The 999-nt window shown below is 45.0% G+C and carries 1 protein-coding gene; it reads left to right on the top strand.

All coding sequences use genetic code 11. The features are described from left to right. Positions 1 to 17: 17 nt before the first annotated feature. On the top strand, positions 18 to 998 hold the full coding sequence (gene lacD / locus LXO72_RS10125; RefSeq protein WP_233332605.1) for a tagatose-bisphosphate aldolase: 981 nt from the start codon (positions 18 to 20) through the stop codon (positions 996 to 998). Position 999 lies beyond the last annotated feature (1 nt).

The following is a 999-nucleotide window of genomic DNA, read 5'->3' as shown; positions in this document are numbered from 1 at the left end:
TGTAAAAGAGGTATAAGATGGTATTAACAGAACAAAAACGCAACTATTTAGAAAAATTGAGCACCAAAGAGGGTGTGATCTCAGCCTTGGCCTTTGACCAACGCGGTGCCTTGAAACGCCTAATGGCTCAATACCAAGACACAGAACCAACCGTTGCTCAAATGGAAGAGTTGAAGGTCCTAGTGGCTGAAGAATTGACACCATTCGCATCTTCTATGCTCTTGGACCCTGAGTATGGACTTCCAGCGACTAAGGTTTTGGATGCGGAAGCAGGGCTCTTGTTGGCTTATGAAAAAACTGGCTACGACACTTCAAGCACCAAGCGTCTGCCAGACTGCCTCAACCTTTGGTCAGCTAAACGCATCAAAGAGCAAGGTGCAGATGCAGTGAAATTCTTGCTCTACTATGATGTGGATAGTGCTGATGAACTCAACCAAGAAAAACAAGCCTACATCGAACGCATCGGTTCAGAATGTGCGGCAGAAGAAATTCCATTCTTCCTTGAAATCTTGGCTTACGATGAAACAATCGCTGATGCAGGTTCTGTAGAATATGCTAAAGTGAAACCTCGCAAAGTCATCGAAGCGATGAAAGTCTTCTCAGACTCCCGCTTTAACATCGATGTTTTGAAAGTAGAAGTTCCAGTCAACGTTAAATACGTTGAAGGCTTTGGCAATGGTGAAATCCTGCATAGTCGTGAAGAAGCTGCAGCCTTCTTTAAAGAACAAGAAGAAGCAACCAACCTTCCATACATCTACTTGAGTGCAGGTGTTTCTGCCAAACTCTTCCAAGAAACTTTAGTCTTTGCGCATGAAGCAGGAGCGAACTTTAACGGAGTCCTCTGCGGCCGTGCAACTTGGGCTGGATCTGTAGAAGCCTACATCAAGAATGGGGAAGAAGCAGCTCGTGAATGGTTGCGTACCGAAGGTCGTCGCAACATTGAAGAGCTCAACCAAGTCTTAGACCAAGTCGCAACTTCTTGGAAAGAGCGTATTTAAT

The sequence above is a fragment of the Streptococcus sp. XMC genome, from assembly GCF_021341835.1.
Lineage (GTDB): Bacteria > Bacillota > Bacilli > Lactobacillales > Streptococcaceae > Streptococcus.
The sequence above is the reverse complement of the archived record's forward strand: the minus strand, read 5'-3'. Positions and strand labels throughout refer to the sequence as shown.